The sequence below is a fragment of the Bacillus sp. 3103sda1 genome (genome assembly GCF_024159135.1).
Lineage (GTDB): Bacteria > Bacillota > Bacilli > Bacillales > Bacillaceae_G > Bacillus_A > Bacillus_A rhizoplanae.
This window is the reverse complement of sequence record NZ_JAMYWS010000001.1, coordinates 4708070-4724978: the sequence shown is the minus strand read 5'-3', so window position 1 is coordinate 4724978 and position 16909 is coordinate 4708070. Positions and strand designations below refer to the sequence as shown.

Sequence of the window (16909 nt, the reverse complement as noted above, 5' to 3'; positions counted from 1 at the left end):
CTAGGTGAGCATAAATGTCCTTTATTGATGAAGAAGATTTACAGATGAAACGAAAAAGAAAGCAAAAGCATAAACATATTTTCGTTTCTGTTGTAGCGGGAACCGTCATTGGTGCTACATTATTTGCTTTTGCTATTCCAACGTTTTCAAAATTAGGTTGGACTACAATAAGAGAAACAGAAGCAAGTGAAGAGAAACAGTATATAGCGCAGTCTACTCCTCAAGTTACGAATACAGGAGATCATTCTGGCTTTGTTCAAGCTGTTGACCGTGCTTCAGAAGCGGTTGTTGGTGTTATTAATATTCAGCGTGATAATTTTTCAGAAGCAGATTCAGAAGCAGGAACAGGATCTGGTGTAATTTACAAGAAGGAAAAAGGAAACGCATATATTGTAACAAATAATCATGTTGTAGCAGGAGCAAATCGTATTGAAGTAAGTTTGAGTGATGGAAAAAAAGTTCCTGGAAAGATTTTAGGAACTGATGTTGTGACAGATTTAGCTGTCTTACAAATTGATGAAAAATATGCGAAGAAGGTTATTGAACTTGGTGATTCTACGAAAGTAAAACGTGGTGAAGCTGCGCTTGCAATTGGGAACCCTCTTGGTTTAGAATTCTCAGGTTCTGTAACACAAGGGATTATTTCAGCAAATGAACGCATTGTACCGGTTGATTTAGATCAAGATGGACATTATGATTGGCAAGTAGAAGTATTGCAAACGGATGCAGCTATTAATCCTGGTAATAGTGGTGGGGCTCTTGTAAATGAAGCAGGGCAGCTTGTTGGAATCAACTCCATGAAAATTGCTGCAAAAGAGGTAGAGGGAATTGGACTTGCAATTCCTATCGCAAGAGCTGTTCCAGTTATGAATGAGATTGAAAAGTATGGGAAAGTAAGAAGACCTTACGTTGGAGTTGAATTAAGGTCTTTAAATGAAATTCCAAATTATTATTGGAGTCAAACATTACATCTTCCAGCTAATGTAACAGAGGGTGTATGTGTTTTAGATGTGAAAAGCCCATCTCCTGGTGCAGATGCAGGTTTACGCGAATATGATGTAATTGTAGCAGTGGATGGAAAACCAGTTCAAGATATTATTGCATTCCGAAAAATCTTATATAATAAGAAAATTGATGATAAAATGACAATGACATTTTATCGTGGTGCAAAAAAAGATACAATAACTGTAAAATTAGGCAGTCAGCAATATTAAAACAGGAGGCAGCCCCTCCTGTTTTCTGTTGTGGATAAGTGAGGTGAAATTATGAAATTACCTTGTTGTTTAGAACATGTGGAACTAGCGTTAGATATTATTGTGGATGAATGTGAAGTGCCGCCGTTTATCCACACTGTGGATAATAAAGATAATGAGCAAAAAACGTGTGAATTTTGTCAAAATAAGGCGACATATGTTGTATCGAACACAGATTCTCACACAATATGTGGATGATGGATGTGGATATGTGGATAACTTTTGTGGATAACGTGTTTGTAAGGTGGGGAATATATGTGAATATCTTAATTATCTCAATCGGAAAATTAAAAGAAAAATATTTAAAACAAGGCATTGAAGAGTATTTAAAACGATTATCCGCCTATGCAAAAGTGGAGGTTGTTGAGCTACCAGATGAAAAAGCACCGGAAAATTTAAGTGAAGCAGAAATGCAAATGGTAAAAGAAAAAGAAGGAATTCGTATTTTAGATAGAATTTCTGATGATACGCATGTAATTGCATTAGCAATTGAAGGGAAACAAAAATCATCAGAAGAGTTTGCTGCCAACTTAGATCGCCTTGCTACATATGGGAAGAGTAAAGTGGCATTTGTTATTGGAGGATCGCTTGGGTTAAGTCAAGAAGTGATGAAGCGCTCCAATGAGTCATTGTCTTTTTCAAAAATGACGCTGCCCCATCAGTTGATGCGATTGGTACTGTTAGAGCAGGTGTATAGAGCGTTTCGAATTAATCGTAATGAACCGTACCATAAATAGATGCGATTTTACTGTCTTTATAATGATTTTGAAGAACAAATTTATTTTATTAAGATAGAATCACTTTTCATTAGCCCGCTTTAAGCGGGCTTTTTTAATACTAAGAAAGCCTTAAGATTTGTATAAAGAGTTTGTTTAGATTTGATTAGTATCATTATCTTAGATGAATAAAAAGAACAGTTCAATGTTCTTGATACTTTTTCTCTGTATGTTGGTGAACAGATATATATTTTTGTTTTTCAGGCGATACTATTTCCGATTAATACACTAACTCTAAAATCGTATGAATATCAGCCATTGCCGATTTAGAGTTAGGGTTACAAATTAATCTGAGCCATATTTTTGATATCGTTCTATTCTTTTCTTTTTTACTATCGACAATGAATGTAATGAGGTGTTCTTTTAAGGCAGTGTTCTTTATAAGGAGATTTGCTTTCTCTATCAAATCGAGGATATTTAACCGATTATCATCATTATAAAGTTTAATAACATCTAAATGATCACTAAAAGATAGATGATCATGATCTTTTATACGCATATCTACTACTAGAGTGTTTTTGAGTTGAATTTCTTCATTAAAATAACTTTGATCTATTACGTAGATCGGTAAACTCTTTTCTACCACTTTTAGGGATAATCTACCTTTCCTTTTTTTGATTGTTAAGCGTAGCCTTTTCATATAATTAAATGCATAGATTGTCCATTCTGTAAATAATGCCAGTAACAAGCTCGCAAATGGAATAATCATAAAAGGCTTTAAAATAAAATCAATTGGATTAAAAGTTATATTCCATAAATGAATATTGAAAAAATTTAAAATGGCAAATGGCATGATAAGATTTAGGATGATATAAAGAATGATTGAGTATTCTTTCCAACTATTTTTACCTAAAATATTAATCAAATTAACCATCTCCTTTTTTAGTAAGTCCGTTCATCAATTGCCTTCATTTTAACATAAAAGAACTTATTTTCTATAAAAACTATTAATCAAATTCTTTCATATATAGATAAGAATCTACATTCAATTTACATAATAGGATTGATTTTGTCTAAGTATGATTACTAGTATCGAATAAAGAGATTTACATATTTAGTAAAGCTCTCCTTGAGGCTTTCCACAGGCCCGATTGAAAACGATGTTCCTAATAAATCTCAACAAGCTCAAGTAGCCATTGTAAACAATAATACTGTCAATGCTACCGTTCGGGTTAAGGTATTCTCTTTGGATGGACTGAACGTTTTAATCTTTGACAGCGGAAACCTCATTCTCTTCCCAGATTCATCGATTGAGAGCTTGGTAAGTGAAATTGAGGGGGTAAGCGGATGGGAGATTCAATGCTCCAGTAATAAAGGTAAGGTGTTTTTCGACGTTTTTGGTCAAGATGCGAACCAACGCTTTAATGTAAACCATCGGATAGTGCATGCCGAGATGAACATTACCTAAGCTGGGATGAAGACAAAACAGTGTGAGAAGGAAAGCCGGAAAGAAAGGCTTTCCTTTTTCTACATATATGCGTACTATGTCAAACAATTTTTTTAAAAATGGCTAGGGGAATCTTTTGCTGTACAACAAATCGTTTAGTCAGATGATTTTCTTTTAGTAGTGGTGAACATCCTTTAGTAGGGCTCATGAAGCGTCCAAAATGTGGCGCTGGTATGGTTCTGGGCAGAACGCAATCAAGTCTAAGTACAATATCCAAACAACAACGTCAAATACTTGAGCAAAACTATCCAAAATGGAAAAGTAAAGACATTACAGGCGTTGAGTTTATGGGAATGTTAGAGCTTAAGAAGAACTCCTTTTACAAAATCATTGGGGAGTATGAAAAAGCTTTGTAGGTACTCAAAAAGGGTGTTTATTTTGTTTATAGTGGGGGCATGTTATCACCAATAAAAAAAGTTTATTAAGCCAAATACGCCATAGCTCTTCCCTCCCCACAAGCTGGCATAATATTTAAGTTAGGAGGTTGTTCAAATAGAAATCCCCATAAGATAATATGGGGATTTAGTCTAAATACATATAAATACTTTAAGTTCAAAATCAACTATGTTCTTAGGTGATGTTCGCTGAACCGTACCATAAGTAACTGAGGTTATTTCTTAAAGGCTCTTTTCGTAAACTTTGTTGCTATGAGCTATAAAAGTAAAAATCGGTACTTGGATTTTTACGATTTTAGCCTCTTATTTTCTATAAGTATGAAATCTGCTTATTAGGGAAAAGAGCACGAAACCAATATTTAATAAGGGAATAAATGTATATTCGAAAAGCAACAATCTGCGAAAACAGCCTTCTTAAAAGAAGGCCGAAGATTAATAAATTAACCAAAATTATGACTAGCTCTTACAATTGGGAGTTGGTCTTTTTTGTGCCATGTAAATGTTAAATAATGTCGTACATCATTTTCCTTTATGATTAGGCGGTGTTGTTCTACTTTTATACATATGGGAAGGGGATTATGGAATATTACACATAATCTCTATATTAAATCAGGAGTCAAATTATTCAAGTAATCGGCATCTCCAACAGCGGTACGAATACCAATGGATACAGCCTGCCACATATCATCCGCCAAGTATAAGGATACGCATGGTTTATTCATTTTTACCCCCTTTTTTTGCATCTCCATCTATTCCCCATACCTTTCGTAGTTCTGTTGGTATGAGAAATGGGGTATATTCATAATCGGTCATAGAAAGTGACTGACGCCGGAGTAGTGCCAGCCCGAGCTGATTAACCATACTTCCAAAAACACCTGAATAATCAGAATCAAGAAAACCCATTAGTTCTTTGAGTTTCATTAACTTTTGCCAATTGGAGCGGGGCACTTCCATCCAATCGGCAATTTCGTCCCCTACAATTTCTCGAATTAGAGCAGGAATAATGTTATCAAACATCTGGCCCGGAATTAGATCTGCATGATATTCAAGAAGAGCCTGAGTCATCTGAATTCCTTCGGGGGACGGACCATGATGCCTTCTTCCAATAGTTTCCGTTAACATTATTGATTGTTCCATGGTCTCTGGGATAATGTCCTCCCGAATTCCTAACATGGATCCTACGATTTTCCAAAAATACAGATAATCTTCGGCCTGTTTTTCTGTTATATTCATACCTAAACGACGAAGGCCATCAATGATAACACTAGAGAAGGTTAATAGAGTACCCAACAGATCCTCCTGACAAATGGGGATACCATTTTCTTTTTCGTCCCATCTACCGGTTTGTTGGACCAAGTGACGAATAGCCGAATGCATTAAACGGACTTTTTGGATCGCTTTGATTCCTTGTCCTTCGGATTCAAGACCACCTGGTGCCATGACATGAAGCATGAATTGTCCTGTTTCAGCTATCCTGCGGTAGGCATTTTGACCTAAACGATAACTGAATGTAAGGACCTTAACACCTTTACTTGCTGCATAACAATACACAAGTGAGCCTGTTGCTAATAGTAAAGTGATAGCAATACCATGTTCCCGAAATAAGTCAGTTGCGTTTCTCATTCGGGCCCAGTCAACCCCTTCTGGACAATAAGCTGTATCTCTCAGCCAACTTTCGATGTTATCAGGAAGCTCTTCTGGATAAGACTGGTCATTGTTAATTAATTCTTTCAACAAAGAGTTTACTGCACCAACCTGACTATTTTTGAACAATTCTTTAATAATTCCATCCGGAATAGGGTCACCTTCCATCCGTAAACTCTCCATAAACTCGTCGGTATATAACATCTATTTCCCCCCCTTAACTGTTTATTGTTTATATTCTAGTCAACCCGAAGAAGGACAAGAATATATTCAACGTTATATATATTCTATTTATACAAGTAATATGAAAATCTATGAATAATTAATAACATTGAAGGCAGTATGAATAAATATAGACAATAATAGACTCTCGAAAATAATAGGCGGTGAATTGATATTAGGAAAACAGTCAAGCAAATCTAATTTTTAATGGAGATAATATGGTGAAGGACATAAAAAAGAGTGTTCAATGGAGATTTGACATCGAAAAAAATTAAATGAAAGGTTAAAAATGTTTGATGGGAAAAGAAAAAAGCAATGCTTCATTTGATTATTTTATTATTGGTGTACTGGTGAGCGGCTAGATTGGCGTATTAGTTGAATCTATTCTTACAGAACAGCTAGAAGGAAATTCTTTAAGGGTGGACTGTGGTATTTTTTATGATTGAATATATAAATTGATTTTAATTTTTCGACATCTAAGTCGCCGCTATGCAAAATGCAACATGATCTACACTCGTTTTCTCTTTCTGTTTTCACTTCGCATGTGGCAGGAAAGACCCTGACGGCTTCTATGAATGGCCAGATGCCCTCGTTCCTCTCCTTAAAAAGAAAGGGGTTTTTTTATTGGTAGTGATATAGAAGCTAAAAAATACCGAATAATAGATTGTTAGTTAGATAGATAATGGGTTATATTACATTTTATGGTGAAATATGTTAAAATAACTTGTGCGTTAATAAAGATAAAAGGTTCATATGTTAGGATGGGATTTTTTGAAAATGAAGGAGTGAAAGCATGACGAATAATTTACCCCTGCTGTCGATTGTTGTTCCTTGTTACAATGAGGAAGCGATGTTAGAGGAAACAACAAAAGAACTGACAAGGATTATGGATGATTTAGTTGCAAATAAAAAAATAAGTCATGAAAGCATCATTTTTTATGTAGATGATGGGAGTGCAGATAATACTTGGGGCATAATTGAAGAGAAAATAACAGTAAATCCATATGTTCAAGGATTAAAATTAAGTAGAAATTTTGGTCACCAAGGAGCATTAATCGCTGGTTTAGAATCAGCAAGAGAATTTTCAGATTGCGTGATTTCAATAGATGCTGACCTTCAAGATGATGTTAATGTTATCTATCAATTTATTGATAAGTATCAAGAAGGTTATGAAATCGTATACGGAGTTCGTGATAAAAGGGACACGGATACTAAATTTAAAAGAAATACCGCTTTGTGGTTTTACAGACTAATGGGAAAAATGGGTGTTAAGTTAGTACCCAATCATGCAGATTATCGTTTAATGAGCAAAAGGGCATTAGATGAATTTATAAAATACCAAGAAGAAAATTTATTTATTCGCGGAATCGTTCCTCTTTTAGGTTTTAAATCTACTAAAGTTTATTATGATCGTAAAGAAAGATTTGCTGGCGAATCTAAGTATCCGTTAAAGAAAATGATTGCATTTGCTTTCGATGGGCTTACCTCGTTTAGCGTGGCACCAATACGATTTGTTTCATATTTAGGGTTTTTGATGGTGTTGATCGGAATTGGAATTGCTTTTTATACAGTATTTGCAAAAGTGTTTTCATATACAATTAGTGGTTGGACTTCATTGATGTTATCTATTTGGATTGTCGGAGGCATGCAATTATTAGCAATTGGAATTATTGGTGAATATATAGGGAAAATTTTCAAAGAAACAAAAGGACGCCCGAGATATACAATTGAAAGAAATAGCGTTCTTGAGAAGCAAAAAGAATACTTATCAGACTTGGTAAAAAGATAATAAAAAAATAGAAACTTGTAAAAAGCTTGATTGTCTAGCCTTATTCCTTTATGGACGCCCGCAAATTTTCTTGTATAAGAAGGTGCAGGCACATTGAATCATGGATGAAGAGAAACTACATCCTATGGGACGGACGAAACTTACGGGTATTTTCTAAAGGTTATTTTAGGCTTTGCCTAAACGAAATTCATCCCCATCTTACCGCTGGGCGATTGCCCGTCAAGCGTATGAAGATGGGGATGAACTTTGGAATACGTTAAATTTGACGGAGCATTTAAAGCGGATGTATGAGCTAATCATGAAATGTTCCCGGCTTGAATTAAATGAATGAGAGGAAGACTTAAAAGAAATGAAAAATTCAGCTAGGTTTAATGAGCTCAGGACAAATAAAGGATCATTTGAACAACTAAATATTTTCTTGTTTTTTTATTCCTTTATTATTATGTTGTTTTTTACAGAAACTTCTCCATTTTTTGTATTAAGCGAGTGGGTAGATTCGAATGCCTTTTTTACAGTTGGAAAAGGTATGGCTAATGGACTAGTACCCTATCAAGATCTTTTTGAACAAAAGGGGCCTTTGTTATATGGCTTGCATGCACTAGCTTATTTTGTTTCACATACAACGTTTTTTGGTGTATACATATTGGAAAGTCTTGCGATGTTTGCCAATATGGTTTTAGCATTTAAGATTTCACGTCTTTATTTGAATTGGATGCCTTCCGCTACTATAGCTATTTTTTTCCCGATATTAATATTAAATCAAAATGCCTTCCGTTTTGGGGATAGCGCTGAAGAGTTTTCGATTCCTTTCATAATGGCTCTTCTATATATAATATTTAAATATTATAAGTATGGCTCTGATTCTCTTTTTAAACGGTCAATTTTTCTTTTAAATGGGATTATGATCGGCTGTGTATTTTGGATTAAATTTACTCTTGTCGGAGCTTGGATTGGATTCTACCTCGCAATTTTGATCATTTGTATTTATGGTAAAAGATGGAAAGATTTAACGAATGCTATTGTTTACACGTTTGTGGGGTTAGTTCTTGCAAGTATTCCATGGTTGATCTATTTTGGTATGAATCATGCAATTCAAGATTTAATCGATGTGTATTTAAAATTTAATCTTGGTACTTATTCATCACAAGTTGGTACAACTGAAAAACTCATCAATTTTGCGTTTACTTTTGGGGATGCATTTAATGGAAATTTTGAAAGTAAAGTGATGATTCTTATTGGTTTGGTTGATTTTATGTTTACATGGAAATATTTTAAAGACAAGAGCCAAAAATGGTTACTTTTAAGTACTGTCATTTTCTTAATAGTAGGGATATATATTGGAGGAAGAGGATATCCATACTATTTCCTTCTTATAACTCCGCTAGGATTATTTGGATTAATAGCAATCGGTAATTTTATTCAAAATTCTAACATACAATCGCAGATTAAGTTGGATAAAAGTAAATGGTTTGCCCTGTCGATGATGGCAATAACAACAATTTTTCTTTGCTTTGGTTATAATTCAAATATGAAATCTTCCAAGCTATATCAGAAGGAGCCACTTGCACAAGAAAAATTTGCAAAAATCATGCATGAAGAACCGAATCCAACATTATTAAACTATGGTTTTTTAGATGGGGGATTTTACTTAGCGGCAGATATTGTACCGAATGTCCGCTATTTTGAAAGACAAAACATTAATTATGAGGAATATCCTGAAAATATGGATGAGCAAAATCGCTATATAAGAGAGAAAAAGGTTCAATTTGTTGTATTAAGGGTTGATCCAGCGACAAAGCCGAATCAGGTAAAAGTTCCTTACTTGAATCAAAATTACCATTTGGTTGCTGAGCAAGAGCAATTCTTGGAAGGATCACGAACTAAATATTTACTCTATAAGCAGAAAGATTAAATATTTGATAAGGATCTCCACATTGAACAATAGATTTACCTCTAAAACGAATGTTCTAAAAAAACCAGATGGAATGATGTCACTAATAGATGGCTCCGGTATTGTGGTCTTACCCCTGTCAAGTGGACAGTAAAAGATTAGGTGTCTTCTCATTAAGCAGCCTTAGTTCTAAATTTAACAGGACTAAGGTTGTTTAATTTTTTTGGAATCGTTTGTTATTGTAATACCCCATCTCCTTTTCCGCAGCCAAGAGCTTTTTTAAGTATGCATTTTCTGCTTCTAATTGTTCTATTCTGTCATCTTGACTTATTCTTATTAAATTTTGATTTGTTTGTCTAGATCTTCCTCGTTTTTCTTGTAGGCCAAGAATACCCTCGCTATTATAGTTTTTAATCCACCTGTCTATAACCGAATACGTAACTCCTAATTCTCTTCCAATTAACTTACTACCCATTCCTCTATGTAAGTATATTTCAATAGCTTTCATTTTAAAATCAACCGAAAAAGTTCTTATTTTTTTTTTTCCATAAAAAAATCCCCTCCATAATAAACGGTACAGTAACTTTCTTTCAACTGTCTACTATAGGGGGATAATACCAGACTAAGGATGTAACCATAGAAAATTATTTAGAAGATAAGTTGAAAGAGTAAATAATATTCGCCGTTACCTTAGTTACGGTGAACCGTATCATAAATAAGGGTCTTTCCTAAAACCGTATAAAATAGAACACACTTGAGATTTGTCGTGACAATTAGGATAATTCAATATATGTTGGAACATTTTGGTTTAAAGTTTTGATAATATTATAGTTATCTACTAGTTCACTAACATTAGAAGACCATTGGAGAAAATTTTCTAATGGTCTTTTAAATATTGTTTAAACAGTAATAGTTCATAATAAGTGGAGGAATCCTGTTTAGATTGTAGCAGGAATTGATAAACTCCTTTTTATTTTAAGGTATAGTATGATTAGAACTAACGTGTATATAACGAAGATCTTTTGAACTCCTTTTAATGAATGGGCCAGTCAGACCATTGATAGTATTATCTGTTGCGGTGAATGCTCCGTGGTATTGCCTAGGAATGATTGCGAAATAATCTAACTTGCTCCCATTTTTACTTTCATACATATTATCCCATATTTTTACATTATCACCGTATGAAGTAGCTACAAAACTTCGACTAAAACCCGTTAGTATGTTATTTCTGATTGAAATATGATTTCCTCGTGTAACAAAAGCATAATTGAAATTTTCAATATAATTATTTTCAAAGAGAATATGTTCAGCGGTGGAGTGTGTACCAAATCCACTATTTCCTACTGCCAATGTATCCTTTTTATATCCAAAGGCTTTTGAATAGGAAACTGTTCCATAACGAGATGGTGTATCGCCGGAAAAATCTACCCCACGCCTCACTTTTTTAAAAGTGCTAGTTGTAATGACGTTCCCGATTCCTCCGTAATCTTGTATACCATAGCCAGTTTTTATATCTTTTGTTGTACCTAGTTCTACATAGCTATTTGAAACATATGTATGGAATGTTTTGTTTAGAAGCACACCTGCTATTTTAGAATTTATTACAGAAATACCTTCCATTCTAGCGTTGCTTGTATAATTTATTTTTAGCATTGTTGTATTTTGGGGTTTTGGGTGCTTGAATGAAATATTATACAATTCTAAATTTCGTTCAGGATATGCGATGGCTGTCACTTTTTCTCCTTCTTTTATTTTATAATATTCACTAGTTGGACTTTCAAGATACACTTTATTCCCTTGGATTTTTATAATTTTATGTAATTCACCTTTAGTCAAATAGTGCCGATTATCCCAATACCATAATTTATCAGACTTTAAATGTAGTAGATCACCGGTTTTCATTCCTTCTGTACTTTCTAATACAACGTAAGATTGATTAGGGGAAATTGTTTGTTTTACATAAGTTGATTTCACGGGATCATTTTTAAAAATAAGCGCACTATCTTTATTTTTTTGTAAAATTATGGCTGGTTTTTCGTTCTTTTTACTTGTTTCAATTTTAATAGAATGATTGATAATAAGAGGCTTATCTATGAGATAAGTAGCACCGCTTTTTAAAATAAGGTGTGAGCCACTGTTAATGGCTTTTTGTAAAGCTTCCGTATCCAATTCTTTACCAAGTCCAGTTGCTCCAAATTGCTCAGGAGTAATAGGTGTATAATAAAAAGTTTTTGAATTAGAGGAATTTCGCAAATGGTTTAAGACATTGAAAAAAAATATACTGAAAAAAATACATAGGACCAGATATATCCACTTCTTTTTATAAAGGTTTTTCATATCTTCTCTCCTTATAAAAGATCTTAGTACCAGCATTTTTTTCTAATTAGTATAACTGTGGCTGTTTAATTTTGCATAATGTTCACAACATAATGACCATAAACTTAATAGATACGATTTTATCATATTTTTATAAACTAAGGTTACATTAAAACTTAAATAGTGATATTGAGAGAAAAAGGAATAATTAAAAGATAAAGCGTGGAATGATGCCTTAAACGAGATTTACGGTGTACTAAAAACAAAACTTTCTAATAACAAAATGAACGTATTAATGAAACTTTAATGATAATCGAGGTACTCAAAGTGAAACATGTATAGGAAGATGCTGGATTTTACATATTTTAACTAATGTAATTCCTACAAAAATAACTCCCTAAGGATAAAGGGAGGCTTATTCCTCACAATCCCTTAGGGAGTAATATATAATAGTTTAAAGTAAAATTTTAGCTAATTAATATACAGTTATTGTATCTAAATTAATGTTGGTAGCCGACTTACGAGCGCCTGGACCGGCCTTTCCTGTCCACTCAATTATTACAACATGTCGCTTCGATGTCAGCCCCGTTTTCCTAAAGAATTCCGTCTTATATAGGCTAGATGTAGAATATAAGCTTACCTCGGAACTTACACCATCTATTGTTATCTTCACAATCCCTTGATTTGCATCTTTTACCCCTTTAAGGGAGATACCCGTTCCATTAAAGACAAATTGTGCTTTAGATCCGGCAGTATTAGTTGATGAATAAGACCCACCTGATACGTTTGAATTTGAGATTGTACTCCAAGTCCCTATATAGCCAATCTCCTTTGCTGTATTTTCATAGGTCCCGGCAGTTACACCAAATGAAGCCTTTGCAGTATAGCTTCCCGATCCTTTATAGGCGTATACATCTAGGTAATATGTTCCGTCCTCCGGAGCAACATAGGTGAACGATTCGCTTGAAGTTCCGGACTTTTCGGAATAAGCTACAATACCAGCACTTGATTTTACTGTTTTAGCAGTAGGATTATAAAGATAGATATCAAAGTCCGTCCCAGTTGCTCCGGATAAAGTAATTGTTACCTTTTCACCTTTTTGTAGTTTCATAGAATAAACATCATCTAAGTCAGTTGAGGAATTTACAGTATCACTCACACTTGTACCAGGGAAAGTTATACCAGGGATTTCATTATCTGGTTGGTAATTAACGGCACTACCTGCATTTAGTAGCCCTCCCGTCTCTAAGAGCCCTTTTAAAGAAGAAAGAGGGGTAACAGTCTTCAGAATGGTATCTTTTAAAATTGCAGGAGTGGAAGATGCATTTCGACTTAAAATTAATGCTGCTGTTCCTGATACATGTGGAGTAGCCATAGATGTCCCATTGTAATATTCATAGGCACCGCCTGGAACTGAACTTAATACTGATACACCAGGAGCCGCAACATCTACACTCTTTACACCGTAGTTGGAAAAGTAAGCTAGGTTCCCCTGGTTATTAATAGCAGCTACTGATAGAATATTTGGTAAGTCGTAAGCGGCAGGATATGCAGGAATAGCATCAGAATTTTCTCCGTTATTTCCGGCGGCAGCTACAAATAGAGAATTAGAATTTTTGATTGCATCATATAAAGTTTGACTAAAGCTGCCACCTCCCCATGAGTTGCTAGAAATCTTTACACCTTTAGCCTTTGCGTAGTTGATTGCTAAAACTGCATCGGACGTATATCCTCCATTTGGACCTATAAATTTTAGCGGCATAATTTTTATATTTGGTGCAATACCAATGACCCCTGAAGTGTTTGTAGTGCCTGCAATTGTTCCTGACACATGCGTTCCATGTTTGTCTCCATCATATGTATCATAAACAGTATTATCGTTGTGGTAAAAATCCCAACCATTTATATCATCCACATATCCATTGTTATCATTATCAATATTATCACCCGCAATTTCTCCAGGGTTTCTCCATATCCTGTCCCTTAAATCCGGATGGCTAATGTCGATTCCAGTATCGATAACTGCCACAATGATATTTGAACTTCCTTTTGTCATAGCCCATGCAGTTTCAGCCTTAATGTCGATACCTGATCTTCCAGTAATCCCATCAATAGTTTGTCCGGTATTCTTCATTCCCCATAATTGTCCATATAAGGGGTCAGACACTGCTGATGTATTTGCCATATCCGAAGCTTGTAGTAAGTAATTGGGTTCTGCATATTCCACCTGTGGAAGGGAATTTAAAATTTTGAGGACATCTTCAAGATTACTATTAGATTTAAAATTTACTAGTTTAACATTAGGACCTAAGTCCTGTTTTTTAGCTAAACCTAGATTTTTTGTAATTCCTTCTAGGTTTTCTATACTATAGTTATTTTTGAATTTTATTAAAACTTCATCATTTTTATATTTTTTGGTTTTATCAACCCTAAATGTTGCTTTTTCTTTGATGTTTTTTAATCCTGACGGAATCTGGATAGATGAATTAATAGCTTGGGACGCCTTTTTCATATTGGAAGTTGAATTATCAGAGGGTTCATTAGACTCAGCTAGTGTCGGAATACAGGAGAAAACTAAAAAAGTACTAAAAACTAAACCAACGATTTTTTTCATAAAATCCCCTTTCGCCTGTTAATGGATATTTTACTAATAATATGAAATGTTGATATTGTTTACCACTCCTAAGAAGTTTTTTGTATTACATAGCTAATTAGTATGTGAATTTATGTCAACTTATGATTTGTTTGTAAAAACTTTATTAATCAAACTGATTAGGAGAGAAATAAGCTAGGTAATCATTAAACAATTAATTAAAAAGTCTAATTGGATTTTTGGTAAGAAAATTTTGCAGTTATCGTTGTTACGGTGAACCACCTACCTTACCATAAGTAAATGAGGTTTTTTATCCTTTTAAAAGTATCAACTGAATTAAAGAGAGAAGAGAAATCAAGGAATAATTGTTCCTCTTCTTTTTTTTCAAATTTGAAAGGGATAAAAAAATATAATTAAATTTGAATATTAAATTCAATGGTCATTGTGTTGATTTTGCTTACTTTATTTATTTTTACGATATTTATGGCAGTCAAAACATTGAGCAAAGGAGTTATCGCTGCATTGTTCTGAATTTCGTTCACATGGGTTAAAGGTAGGATTAGCTAGAACCTCATATGGTCCCATCATATCGTGATCTTCATGTTCAAGAATGTGGCAGTGCCACGGGTAGATTCCTGTAAATGGCCCAAAACGTACAATAATCCGGATAACTTCTCCGGGATTGGCACGAACAGTATCCCTCCACCCTTTCTCGCCTGGATCGGGTGGCATTGGCGGCCCGACTTTGAGGTTAGAACCATTTGGATCGCCAGTAAATACAGCACGATTCAAAATTTGAAAATTTACAAGATGCAAGTGAATCGGGTTAATGAATCTCTTTCATTCTCAAAGATGACATTACCACATCAATTGATGAGACTAGTGCTTTTAGAGCAAGTGTATCGTGCATTTCGGATTAATCGTGGGGAGCCTTACCATAAGTAAATGAGGTTTTATGTGTACGAAAGAGTTGAAAGAGACTGCCTCTGTAATAAACTGATGAGAAAAGATTTCTTATTTTACTTATCGTAATGCAAAAAAATTTGTTTTAAAACCTTGCTAACCCTTTTGTATTCAAAGGGTGGTGGGGGAATATCTGGTAGGATTCTTCTGTCACTTTTTGTCCAATTTGCTTTTTTCTCAGTGGCATAATTTATAACAAAGCCCAATATTTCAGTTTCAGCCATTATTTTTGAGCGAGTTTCTTCATTCATTTGTTTCAATCCAGCTCTAATGTATTGATTGAATTTAAAACCCTGCTAGGGACTTGGCATATTCAAATGGGGTTGGAAGTATATAGGGTAGGATTCTTCTGTCACTTTTTGTCCAATTTGCTTTCTTTTCTGCAGCATAATTTCGTTGCACTTCCAACAACCAAATCTTGCACTTTTTATCTAATATGAGATCAATAGCAACATCACCGAAGTGTGCTTCTTCAGCATTCTCCATAACGTTTAAAATATTAATACATAATTGGGTAATTTCAACTATTTTTTGTTTAATTTGATCTTCACTCAAATGATAGATTTCCTTAAGAGCTACTTCTCCTGGTATAACTTTCTCTCTGTGACTTGAATTTGTTATTACACTTCCAACCTTTGCTACTCTCGTTTCCAAGCCTGAATATTTCCAGTTTTTAGTTTCATCTTTTTGGAGGTATAGTCGGAAGTCGATTTTTTTCCCAGAGTGGTTAGAAGGAATTTCCTGTTGAATAATATATTTTCTATTTTTCTTTATGCTTGAATTTAATCTCTCTTCTAAAGTCTCTATTGATTCAATAAGAACCTTATTTCCAGTGTTATATGATAATATATACCCTCTATCCGCTTTTTCTATATGAAAAATTCCCCTACCTCTACTTAATGAGGTAGGTTTCAAAAAGACGGATTCATATTTTGTAAGCATTTGAACCAAACTTTCTACCCCGTTATACTTTCTTGTAATAGGTAAATGCTCTCCTATATGAGGTATTTTGGATATTTTGTGCCAAAAAGAATATTTATTGCCATTTCGATATGGATAGTTAAATATATTTTTACCTATATGTTTTTTAAAGTGTCTATAAATGTTTGGCTTCATATTAGAACGATTGTAGATTGCACAAGGATAAGGAAAGGTGCCTTTCATGAATTTATTTGTAGTTGGTTCGTAATAATAGCCAGAAATCGTTTTATTAGATTGATTAATTGTTTTCCTATTAAAAATATATATTAACCCCTTAATCTTGTCATAATTTGAAAAACGTAACTTGACGATCTCTTGCATATTATTGTAGTACCCAGGTGTTAATAGAAAGCCAATAACTGGACCTAAGAATAAATGATTTTTATTAAAAAAGGAATCATATGGCAGTTCGGGTATAGATATGTTTTCGTTCAAATAGGATGAGAGTTTAATTTGATTAAGTTTCAGATTATTATCGATTTCAATCGTAAGTTCTTTTTTGAATTTACCAAAATTTAGTATGATGGAATTTGACTCAATGTTTAATCGTTTTAATGTTTCGGCATTCAAATTAATATAAAGTGGATCAAGTTCCTTATCAATAAGGACCGAACAGATAAAGTGTTCTTTCATAGCTTA

The 16909-nt window shown here is 34.0% G+C and carries 14 protein-coding genes and 2 pseudogenes; 8 read left to right on the top strand and 8 right to left on the bottom strand.

Annotated features, from left to right (window positions below; all coding sequences use genetic code 11):
* Positions 1 to 14: 14 nt before the first annotated feature.
* Genes NKR74_RS23665 through rlmH form a run of 3 tightly spaced genes read left to right on the top strand, consistent with a single transcriptional unit; the run spans position 15 to position 1990 of the window.
* Positions 15 to 1214 carry a S1C family serine protease gene (locus tag NKR74_RS23665; RefSeq protein ID WP_253631043.1) on the top strand — a complete coding sequence of 400 codons (1200 nt, stop codon included), beginning with the start codon at positions 15 to 17 and terminating at the stop codon, positions 1212 to 1214.
* A 51-nt stretch (positions 1215 to 1265) separates the two neighbouring features.
* Complete coding sequence (locus NKR74_RS23660; protein WP_098310129.1) at positions 1266 to 1451, top strand: CxxH/CxxC protein; 186 nt, start codon at positions 1266 to 1268, stop codon at positions 1449 to 1451.
* Between the two features lie 59 nt (positions 1452 to 1510).
* The gene (gene rlmH / locus NKR74_RS23655; RefSeq protein WP_253631042.1) at positions 1511 to 1990 is read left to right on the top strand and encodes a 23S rRNA (pseudouridine(1915)-N(3))-methyltransferase RlmH; all 480 of its coding nucleotides are present in this window, start codon (positions 1511 to 1513) and stop codon (positions 1988 to 1990) included.
* A gap of 259 nt (positions 1991 to 2249) precedes the next feature.
* Here rlmH and NKR74_RS23650 read toward each other — a convergent pair whose 3' ends face one another.
* A complete protein-coding gene (locus NKR74_RS23650; protein WP_253631041.1) occupies positions 2250 to 2894 on the bottom strand; it encodes a hypothetical protein in 645 nt (214 codons plus the stop codon).
* Between the two features lie 728 nt (positions 2895 to 3622).
* On the opposite strand from NKR74_RS23650, the gene NKR74_RS23645 reads away from it, so the two are divergent.
* Positions 3623 to 3832, top strand: coding sequence for a hypothetical protein (locus NKR74_RS23645; RefSeq protein ID WP_309247644.1), 210 nt, complete (start codon positions 3623 to 3625; stop codon positions 3830 to 3832).
* Positions 3833 to 4585: 753 nt separating this feature from the next.
* Here the strand turns inward: NKR74_RS23645 and NKR74_RS23640 are convergent.
* On the bottom strand, positions 4586 to 5719 hold the full coding sequence (locus NKR74_RS23640; protein WP_253631040.1) for an oxygenase MpaB family protein: 1134 nt from the start codon (positions 5717 to 5719) through the stop codon (positions 4586 to 4588).
* Between the two features lie 811 nt (positions 5720 to 6530).
* Here NKR74_RS23640 and NKR74_RS23635 point away from each other — a divergent pair.
* From NKR74_RS23635 to NKR74_RS23625, 3 genes are all read left to right on the top strand, one after another.
* On the top strand, positions 6531 to 7526 hold the full coding sequence (locus NKR74_RS23635; RefSeq protein WP_253631039.1) for a glycosyltransferase family 2 protein: 996 nt from the start codon (positions 6531 to 6533) through the stop codon (positions 7524 to 7526).
* Positions 7527 to 7698: 172 nt separating this feature from the next.
* The gene (locus NKR74_RS23630) at positions 7699 to 7857 is read left to right on the top strand and encodes a hypothetical protein (protein ID WP_253631038.1); all 159 of its coding nucleotides are present in this window, start codon (positions 7699 to 7701) and stop codon (positions 7855 to 7857) included.
* 18 nt (positions 7858 to 7875) lie between these two features.
* Positions 7876 to 9438 carry a glycosyltransferase family 39 protein gene (locus NKR74_RS23625; protein WP_253631037.1) on the top strand — a complete coding sequence of 521 codons (1563 nt, stop codon included), beginning with the start codon at positions 7876 to 7878 and terminating at the stop codon, positions 9436 to 9438.
* A 193-nt stretch (positions 9439 to 9631) separates the two neighbouring features.
* Here NKR74_RS23625 and NKR74_RS23620 read toward each other — a convergent pair whose 3' ends face one another.
* The 4 genes and pseudogenes from NKR74_RS23620 to NKR74_RS23605 all read right to left on the bottom strand — a co-directional run.
* The gene (locus tag NKR74_RS23620) at positions 9632 to 9925 is read right to left on the bottom strand and encodes a helix-turn-helix domain-containing protein (protein ID WP_253631036.1); all 294 of its coding nucleotides are present in this window, start codon (positions 9923 to 9925) and stop codon (positions 9632 to 9634) included.
* A 467-nt stretch (positions 9926 to 10392) separates the two neighbouring features.
* Entirely contained in the window at positions 10393 to 11754 is a 1362-nt protein-coding gene (locus tag NKR74_RS23615) for a glycoside hydrolase family 55 protein (protein ID WP_253631035.1), read from the bottom strand.
* Positions 11755 to 12208: 454 nt separating this feature from the next.
* Complete coding sequence (locus NKR74_RS23610; RefSeq protein ID WP_253631034.1) at positions 12209 to 14347, bottom strand: S8 family serine peptidase; 2139 nt, start codon at positions 14345 to 14347, stop codon at positions 12209 to 12211.
* A 441-nt stretch (positions 14348 to 14788) separates the two neighbouring features.
* Positions 14789 to 15154: pseudogene (locus tag NKR74_RS23605) on the bottom strand (multicopper oxidase domain-containing protein); the annotation flags it as partial.
* On the opposite strand from NKR74_RS23605, the pseudogene NKR74_RS23600 reads away from it, so the two are divergent.
* Positions 15155 to 15271: pseudogene (locus NKR74_RS23600) on the top strand (23S rRNA (pseudouridine(1915)-N(3))-methyltransferase RlmH); the annotation flags it as partial.
* A 74-nt stretch (positions 15272 to 15345) separates the two neighbouring features.
* Here the strand turns inward: NKR74_RS23600 and NKR74_RS23595 are convergent.
* A complete protein-coding gene (locus NKR74_RS23595; protein WP_253631033.1) occupies positions 15346 to 15540 on the bottom strand; it encodes a hypothetical protein in 195 nt (64 codons plus the stop codon).
* A 34-nt stretch (positions 15541 to 15574) separates the two neighbouring features.
* Positions 15575 to 16903, bottom strand: coding sequence for a YheC/YheD family endospore coat-associated protein (locus NKR74_RS23590; protein ID WP_253631032.1), 1329 nt, complete (start codon positions 16901 to 16903; stop codon positions 15575 to 15577).
* Positions 16904 to 16909 lie beyond the last annotated feature (6 nt).

Coding starts and splice junctions, on each gene's coding strand:
- NKR74_RS23645 (WP_309247644.1), top strand. CDS start 3,623: ATGAAGCGTCCAAAATGTGGCGCTGGTATGGTTCTGGGCAGAACGCAA.
- NKR74_RS23590 (WP_253631032.1), bottom strand. CDS start 16,903: ATGAAAGAACACTTTATCTGTTCGGTCCTTATTGATAAGGAACTTGAT.
- NKR74_RS23625 (WP_253631037.1), top strand. CDS start 7,876: ATGAAAAATTCAGCTAGGTTTAATGAGCTCAGGACAAATAAAGGATCA.
- NKR74_RS23595 (WP_253631033.1), bottom strand. CDS start 15,540: ATGAATGAAGAAACTCGCTCAAAAATAATGGCTGAAACTGAAATATTG.
- NKR74_RS23660 (WP_098310129.1), top strand. CDS start 1,266: ATGAAATTACCTTGTTGTTTAGAACATGTGGAACTAGCGTTAGATATT.
- NKR74_RS23640 (WP_253631040.1), bottom strand. CDS start 5,719: ATGTTATATACCGACGAGTTTATGGAGAGTTTACGGATGGAAGGTGAC.
- NKR74_RS23620 (WP_253631036.1), bottom strand. CDS start 9,925: ATGAAAGCTATTGAAATATACTTACATAGAGGAATGGGTAGTAAGTTA.
- NKR74_RS23615 (WP_253631035.1), bottom strand. CDS start 11,754: ATGAAAAACCTTTATAAAAAGAAGTGGATATATCTGGTCCTATGTATT.
- NKR74_RS23610 (WP_253631034.1), bottom strand. CDS start 14,347: ATGAAAAAAATCGTTGGTTTAGTTTTTAGTACTTTTTTAGTTTTCTCC.
- NKR74_RS23635 (WP_253631039.1), top strand. CDS start 6,531: ATGACGAATAATTTACCCCTGCTGTCGATTGTTGTTCCTTGTTACAAT.
- NKR74_RS23665 (WP_253631043.1), top strand. CDS start 15: ATGTCCTTTATTGATGAAGAAGATTTACAGATGAAACGAAAAAGAAAG.